This window comes from Bacillus cereus group sp. BfR-BA-01408 (assembly GCF_022663305.1).
Lineage (GTDB): Bacteria > Bacillota > Bacilli > Bacillales > Bacillaceae_G > Bacillus_A > Bacillus_A pacificus.
In genome coordinates, this window is sequence record NZ_JAKUFF010000013.1 from 74,056 (window position 1) to 81,754 (window position 7,699).

Consider the following 7,699-nt stretch of genomic DNA (forward strand, 5'->3'; position numbering starts at 1 on the left):
GAAAAAGCGCCTTGTTATTAAAGAAACAAGGCGCTTTTTCGTGTGTACTGTTATTGTAATAGATGCATATGTATAATTGATGGAAAAAGATTCGGAAAATTAAAAACTATTGAATGAACTAGAAAAATTTAGTAATCTTATTTATACGATACATACATAATAGTTTTATAGCGATTTTTAAATGAAGTATAGGAGGCAATCGTTGTGGATCTTACGTTCAAAGTTGAGGAAACATGTTTTAATTACCGAGTCGGAGCCATTTGTAAACACGGTAATAAAATCCTTATATTGCAAGGTGAAGGTGAAGATTTTTGGTACGTACCAGGCGGTAGAGTGAAAATGCTAGAAAATAGTGAAGACGCGTTAAAACGAGAACTTGCGGAAGAATTAGCTGTTTCTATTAAAGTAAAGAGATTACTATGGTCAGTAGAAAATTTCTTCACACTTTCTGAGCGAAAGTTTCATGAGATTAGTTTTTATTACGAAGTAGAATTGCATGAATTACCCGCGAATGGAGCGAATCAATATATTTTGGAAGAAGAGGGTAGAACATATTTGTTTAAGTGGGTGTCGGTAGAAGAGTTACATGCATATAACTTACAACCAGCATTTATAAAAGAAAAAGTAAAGGATATAGTAGCTCACACAGAACATATTGTATTACAAAAGTAAATGTATTCGGAGGGGAAAACGGTGAAGAGGACTAAAAAAAAGATACATATAAATGACAAAGTAATTTATTACACACATATCGAAAAAGGTTCTAGTACGGTTTGCTTTATGTTTTCAGGTTCAGGATACAATTATGATAAGCCGTTATTTTATTACGCGACGATGCTTATGCTTGAACATAAAATAGATGTTGTACATATTCATTATTCTTACGACGAACAATTAATGAATAAACCAATAGAAGAAGTAACGAAAGTAATGATGGGGGATATTCATCCTATAATGAATGAAGTATTAAAAGGTGAGCAATACAACGAGACGATGTTTTTAGGAAAATCACTCGGAACAATTCCAATTGCAAATGATTTAATGAAGAGAGAAGATTTTTTACAGTCAAAAATGATAGTACTTACACCTTTACTAAATTTTGAATCTATTTTCGAATCTATTTTACAAAGTAATCACGAAGGACTTTTAGTTATTGGGGATAAAGATCATCATTATAATGCAAATAAAATTGATCAGTTATATAAAACGAATTTAACGATCGATGTTGTCAAAAATGCAAATCATTCTGTGAATGTTGGAGAATTTGAAACAGAGAATTCAATTTTAGCTTTATCAAGAGTGATAGAAAAGCTTGAAGAATTGTTAGAGAACGGGGGAATCTAAAGGATTTCTCAACGTAATAGAAGAAGGTTACGATTATATATCGTAACCTTCTTCTATTACAAATTGTTTTTTACCAAGTATCAGCATGACTATACTGAATAACCGGTGTATTTGACTTTGAATCTTTCACATTTTCTGATTGTGCAGAGAATGTGAATCCAAAAGATAAGATAGCTGAAAGAGATAACCCCATTAAAATTCCAGTAAATTTTTTCATTATTTTAACGCTCCCTTTTCAAAAGTTTTTTCTTTCGTTTGATGACTCAAATAAAAATATTCGCTTGCTTTAGAGTGATTGTCTTCCGCATGGAATGCAAGTGCTAATTTTTCAGTATATTCTTGAGTGTAATTAAACAATTGCTCGTTATTGAAGAACATAATAGCATTAATAATACATTCTTCGAGAACTTTTGCAGGACTTCCTTTTACTATGAGGTCTAAAATTGTGAAATGATACAAGTATTCTTGATTATCTATGTTTTTACAAATAGTTAATCCACGAGTAATTAGTTCTTCAGCAACATACAATTCTCCTAGTTTAAAGTGTTCTCTTGCTTTAAGAAAAATTGCTTTGAAATGATTTGGAAGTTTGTTCGTAACATCAGTTAATTGACGTATAGCTAATTCAGATAAATTTTGACTTGCATATAGGAATCCTAAATTATTACGCACTCTTAAAAGAAGGGTTTCTTCATGTTGTTTATTGTAAATATTTATTGCAGAATTAAAGCTTTCTTCAGCTTGTGGAAATTGTTTTATATCAATACACGCTGCACCAAATATATTGTCGCATCCGGCTACATTATTTTCGTGCCCGACATGTTTAGAAAAAATCTCTTTTGCTTTACTTACATATTGAATAGCTAATAGTGGCTGATATGTATGTAAATAGAAGTTAGCAAAATGGTAGTTAAATTCTGCTTTCTCTAGTTCATCTGATGATGAATTTATATAATTTTCCGCTTTTTCGTAATGCTCTTTTGCTACATTGTTATTTGAGAGAATTGTAGAATGAATGGCTTTGAAAAAGTGATAATAGTAAGATAGTGTTCTTTCTGTTTCAGTATATATTGTTTCAATCTTGTCAAAACTATTTGGAGCGATGCTTAAGTTATTATGTAAAACCTTAAAGCGAAAATCAAGAAGATAATAATAGAGTAGTAAATTTCGATCCTTTTCAATTGTGTCAATTATTTCTTCAATTTCATGTTTAATCTTGGTAGCTGTCGATATGTGTTGAGCGCGTATTTCATGGTACCAAGTATGTAAAAGATGAGTGACTTGTTCGTATCCCTGTAGCTGGATGCTCATTTCAAACCCCTTCTTTCATTTATATTTTATATACCAATTATTGTAATAAATATGTTAACGAAAATAAATTGTAAATATGGAAATTCAAAATTTCTCAAATTAAATCAGAAAATTCAGTTATTTATTAAGCTATTTCTAATAGTAAAACACGCTGAGGAGAACCCAGCGTGTTTTACTTAATAAGCCCTCAACACATGAAGCAAATAATCTTTCCGATTCAGCGGATTATAATCAACACGTTTTCGAGTAGGGAAGGGAGGTCTCAGCTTTGTGAAACCAGCTGGCTTCGTTGTAAATATGCCTTCTCCTTCTGTAAATGAATGGAGCATGCGTTTAAAATTCTCTGTTTTTGCAACAGGTAATGATCCTGTTAACTGATAAGAATCATTATTGAATATAGGCTCTGCAAAAGTTGCTGAAATAGAAGCGAGCTTATACATTGCGGTACTAATTGCCTGCTCCGGTACAGTTAATTCAAACGCATTAACTGGTTCATATACATATGTTTCAGCTTTCTTTAAAGCATCCATTAAAACGAGTGGCGTTAAGTTTCTAAAGTCACTAGCTGTTGTAACAGGACTAGCATAACCTGTATGGGTTAACGTAACGATAATATCCGTAACTTCCCATCCGTACAAACCTTGTTTTAACGTTTGAAATACAGTATCTTCAATCGCTTTATGAAAGGCTAAAGGTAGTGAGCCAAGTTCAACGCCTAATTTATATGTTATGCCAGAATTCAGTTCACCACGTTCAACTTTGAATCCAACTGTTGCGTAAAATGGATTTGTTTTTTCACCTATTATTTCAACGGAAATCCCAATGCCAATTGGCTTCTCAATACATACAACTCGCGTATTTGAAAAAGTAACTTGCAAATTATATTTCTCAAAAAGAGTTGTTTCAATTACTTCTTTTTGTACTTGACCGAAAAGGCGAATATATAGTTCATTATGAACATCATCTTTCCACACTTTAATGAGTGGATCTTCTTCACATAGTTCTATAAGTGCAGCGTATAAATCATGAATTCGTTCTTTAGGTACTGCATCGATGGCAGCTTCCATTTGTGGTTCGGCAAAGTGAATATCTTTTATATAATCAGTCCGTGCACCGATAATATCACCAATTTTAATATTACTTAGTCCCCACACTTTGCAAAATTCTCCGCTAGGAACGGTAGAAGTTTGAACGGCATCTCCATTATGAAACATGCACATTTTTTTAATCTTTTCCTTATGTGGTAGAGACTGATCGCGCTGTATATCAACATGTTTTCTAACGTGTAAGTTACCAGAAAAAACTCTTACATATGCAATCTTTTCTCCAGAAGGTTCACGTTCAATTTTAAAAACAATACCGGACAATTCTTCATCTTGAGACAGATTATTAGCTGGAAGTAAGGCTGAAATATTTTCAAGTAGTTCAGATACTCCTATACCCGTCATTGCGGAACCGAAGAAAATCGGATACACATTTGCTTGCGCTATTTGTTTAATGAGTTCTTCTCTTAACATTGTGTCCGTTACGATTTCGTTATTTACATATGACTCAAGTAACGATTCATTATATGGTGCTAATCGTTCTATACAATCATCATATGATTTATATTCAATAATACGAGCTTCCTTTGTTCCTTCGTTTAGGACAGAGTAAAAGGGGAATGCTTCATTTGAAAGAATCGTTTTTATTTGCTTTACAACTTTTTTACTATTTGCACCACGACGATCAATTTTATTTACAAATAAAATAGTCGGTATGTTTAGTTTCTGTAACGTTCGCATTAAAATCTTCGTTTGTGCTTGCACACCTTCAACGGCAGAAATAACTAAGATTGCACTGTCTAAAACGCGGAATGATCGCTCCACTTCAGCAATAAAATCAGCGTGTCCCGGTGTATCGATGACATTTACTTTTAAGTCATCAATAAAGAAAGAAACGACGGATGCTTTAATCGTAATTCCGCGCTGCCTTTCTAATTCCATTGAGTCTGTTTGCGTACTTCCGCCATCAACTCGGCCAATTTCTTTAATCACATTCGTTTCATAAAGAATACGTTCAGTCAAACTCGTCTTGCCAGCGTCTACATGCGCGACAATCCCTATATTTATTGTTGTCATATATCAATATCCTCATTTCATTTTCCATTTTCATTTCCTCATTTCTATTTGTGTATTGCCGCATTACAATCACACTCCAGTCATTTAAATTATTACTATTATAATGTAATTTACATTTTTTGTAACGCTACAAAGCGCCTTAATTTGGAAAAAATAAAATGAAAACAAAATGCTTGCATTCTTAATCGATATAGATTATATTAATTGACGTATCAACTATTGATATATCAAACGTTTTTGAATTGGATGTAAAGGAGGGGTAATTTGACAAGTTCATGCTCAAAAGAAGCGATTATTTTATATAAATTACACTTTCTAAACAAGGAAGTAAGTTCGAAGTTTGAAGGGTGTACGGGTATGAGCCAATCTCGTTTAGAGCTTATACTTCAGTTATATGAAGTAGGTGAAATTAGTCAAAAAGCACTTCAGCAAGAAGTGAATATTGATAATGCGGCGATAACGAGGCATTTAAAGCAGCTTGAGGCCAATGAAATGATTGTAAGACGTAAAAATCCAGATGATAACAGAATTACGTTAGTTTCTCTAACTGAAGAGGGACGAAATAAAATCCAGGCGTTTCAAGAGGAAAAAGAACGTTTTGCAGCATCTGCATTTAAAGGATTAAGTGAGGAAGAACGCGATAATCTTTTAAATATGTTAAATCACATTCAAGAAAATATAAAAGAACTTTAAAAAAGGGAGAATACAACTATGACTAACTCAGTAAAAACAAATGACTTTAACGAAATTTTAACAGGACGTCGTTCCATTCGTAAATACGACTCATCAGTGAAAATTAGCAAAGAAGAAATGACAGAAATTCTTACAGAAGCAACACTTGCACCATCATCAGTAAACATGCAACCATGGAGATTCCTTGTGATTGAAAGTGACGAAGCAAAAGCAACACTTGCACCACTTGCGAAGTTCAATCAATCACAAGTAGAAACATCTTCAGCAATGATCGCTTTATTTGGTGATTTAAACAACTTTGATAATGCAGAAGAAATTTACGGAACAGCAGTAGAGCGCGGTTTCATGCCAGCTGAAGTAAAAGAAGATCAAATGAAAAAACTTTCAGCTTACTTCTCAATGGTTACACCAGAAGTAATGAAAGATACTGTACTTATTGACGGCGGTCTTGTAGCAATGCAATTTATGCTAGCAGCTCGTGCTCACGGTTATGACACTTGTCCAATTGGTGGATTTGAAAAAGACCAAATTGCTGAAGCGTTTGGATTAGATAAAGAACGTTACGTACCAGTTATGTTAATTTCAATCGGAAAAGCTGCTGACAGTGGTTACCAATCAGTACGTCTTCCAGTTGAAAAAGTTGCTGAGTGGAAGTAATTTTAAAAGAAATAAGTGAGATATGAGAGGGGAAACACCATGATTATTATTCACGCAACATTTCAAGTAGATCCAGCGAAACAACAAACATTTTTAGAAGAGATTCGTCCGCTGATTCATAGTTCAAGAGAAGAAAGTGGAAATATTTCTTATGACTTGTATAAGGACATAGAAAAAGAAAATGTGTATACGATGGTTGAAGTGTGGAAAGATGAAGCAGCAGTTGCGAGTCATAATACGAGTGAACACTTCACATCTTTCGTTAGCAAAGTAAAACAGTTTTTAACTGCTCCTCTTGATATAAAAGCTTATAATGGAGAGTTAGTAAAATAATGAGAAAGATGACTTTAGCTTATAGTGCTAAGGTCATCTTTTTTATTTTGACAGGAATATATTTACTTTTATCGTAATGTGTTATAATTCGGAAAATGATAATTCTTAATTTTCGGAACAAGAGAAAGTGGGGGGATAAATAGATGAACACATTAAAGAAAATCACTAATAATATTTCGAAAGTTATTATAGGAAAAGATGAATCCATAGAACTTGCAGCCATTGCTCTAATAGCAAAAGGACATATTTTATTAGAAGATGTACCGGGGACAGGAAAAACAACACTAGCGAAAAGTTTGGCTAAAAGCGTGGACGCAAAATTTCAAAGAATACAATTTACAGCGGATACTTTGCCCGGAGATGTTATTGGTCTCGAATATTTTAATGTGAAGGAATCGGATTTTAAAACGAGGCTAGGTCCTATTTTTGCAAATATAGTATTGGTGGATGAAATTAATCGGGCTGTACCGAGAACACAATCTTCGTTATTAGAAGTGATGGAAGAGCGTACTGTTACAATTGCGAAACAGACGCATTCCTTACCAGAACCTTTTTTAGTTATAGCTACGCAAAATCCACTCGAATCAGCCGGTACATTTCCGTTACCAGATGCTCAGTTAGACCGGTTTTTACTCACAATACGCCAAGGTTATCCTACGAGAGAAGCTGAAAAGGAAATGATGAATCGGTTTCAAATGAATGATCCGTTAGAAACGTTACATTCTATTATTTCAAGTGAAGAAATTATTACGATGCAAAAGCGTGCAAGAGAAGTGTTAGTAGGGAATGATGTGCAAGATTATCTTCTTGAAATTATTGAAGCAACTCGTAAGCATGAGCTAATTGAAATTGGTGTAAGCCCGCGGGGAACGTTGGCATTTATGAGAGCGATTCAAACACGGGCAATATTAAATGAAAGAGATTACTGTACGCCAGATGATATAAAACAACTTGCTGCTTCCATATGCACTCATCGTTTAACGTTAACGATTGAGGGGGAGATGAAAACGACGAAAGAACAAATCATGAAAGAAATTCTTCATACGATTGATGTGCCAGTGGAGAATGTACGATGAATCAACAGCTTGTGTATACACCTTTAGCGGAGCCTTTCGTAATGGGAGTTATGTCAGTTGTAGCAGTTATTTTATGTATATTTTCAAGTAATCTACTGTTTTTATCTCTCGTATTTTTGTATGTAATTTTAATAGGTGCTATGCATGTTTATATACGTAAAGTAT

The 7,699-nt window shown here is 33.7% G+C and carries 9 protein-coding genes and 1 pseudogene; 7 read left to right on the top strand and 3 right to left on the bottom strand.

Going from position 1 to position 7,699, the window contains the following annotated elements:
* Positions 1 to 204: 204 nt before the first annotated feature.
* Positions 205 to 672: an NUDIX hydrolase gene (locus tag MR083_RS09140; RefSeq protein ID WP_242269038.1), complete on the top strand. Its 468-nt coding sequence runs from the start codon at positions 205 to 207 to the stop codon at positions 670 to 672.
* Positions 673 to 1,344, top strand: coding sequence for an alpha/beta hydrolase (locus tag MR083_RS09145; RefSeq protein ID WP_242269040.1), 672 nt, complete (start codon positions 673 to 675; stop codon positions 1,342 to 1,344).
* Between the two features lie 70 nt (positions 1,345 to 1,414).
* Here MR083_RS09145 and MR083_RS09150 read toward each other — a convergent pair whose 3' ends face one another.
* From MR083_RS09150 to MR083_RS09160, 3 genes are all read right to left on the bottom strand, one after another.
* The gene (locus MR083_RS09150; RefSeq protein ID WP_000714748.1) at positions 1,415 to 1,561 is read right to left on the bottom strand and encodes a Phr family secreted Rap phosphatase inhibitor; all 147 of its coding nucleotides are present in this window, start codon (positions 1,559 to 1,561) and stop codon (positions 1,415 to 1,417) included.
* Positions 1,561 to 2,655: a response regulator aspartate phosphatase gene (locus MR083_RS09155; RefSeq protein ID WP_000027217.1), complete on the bottom strand. Its 1,095-nt coding sequence runs from the start codon at positions 2,653 to 2,655 to the stop codon at positions 1,561 to 1,563. Before MR083_RS09155 ends, MR083_RS09150 begins: the two co-directional genes overlap by 1 nt.
* Before the next feature lie 176 nt (positions 2,656 to 2,831).
* Positions 2,832 to 4,775, bottom strand: a complete 1,944-nt coding sequence (locus MR083_RS09160) for a GTP-binding protein (RefSeq protein ID WP_242269041.1) — start codon at positions 4,773 to 4,775, stop codon at positions 2,832 to 2,834.
* A gap of 264 nt (positions 4,776 to 5,039) precedes the next feature.
* On the opposite strand from MR083_RS09160, the gene MR083_RS09165 reads away from it, so the two are divergent.
* From MR083_RS09165 to MR083_RS28335, 5 genes and pseudogenes are all read left to right on the top strand, one after another.
* On the top strand, positions 5,040 to 5,468 hold the full coding sequence (locus MR083_RS09165) for a MarR family winged helix-turn-helix transcriptional regulator (RefSeq protein WP_000204172.1): 429 nt from the start codon (positions 5,040 to 5,042) through the stop codon (positions 5,466 to 5,468).
* A gap of 18 nt (positions 5,469 to 5,486) precedes the next feature.
* Positions 5,487 to 6,125, top strand: coding sequence for a nitroreductase family protein (locus tag MR083_RS09170; RefSeq protein ID WP_000185398.1), 639 nt, complete (start codon positions 5,487 to 5,489; stop codon positions 6,123 to 6,125).
* 39 nt (positions 6,126 to 6,164) lie between these two features.
* Positions 6,165 to 6,458 (top strand): putative quinol monooxygenase, encoded by a 294-nt coding sequence (locus MR083_RS09175; RefSeq protein WP_000583837.1) that lies wholly within the window; start codon positions 6,165 to 6,167, stop codon positions 6,456 to 6,458.
* Between the two features lie 143 nt (positions 6,459 to 6,601).
* The gene (locus tag MR083_RS09180) at positions 6,602 to 7,534 is read left to right on the top strand and encodes an AAA family ATPase (RefSeq protein WP_242269044.1); all 933 of its coding nucleotides are present in this window, start codon (positions 6,602 to 6,604) and stop codon (positions 7,532 to 7,534) included.
* Positions 7,531 to 7,699, top strand: a pseudogene (locus tag MR083_RS28335) (DUF58 domain-containing protein); the annotation flags it as partial. The gene MR083_RS09180 and the pseudogene MR083_RS28335, both read left to right, overlap by 4 nt.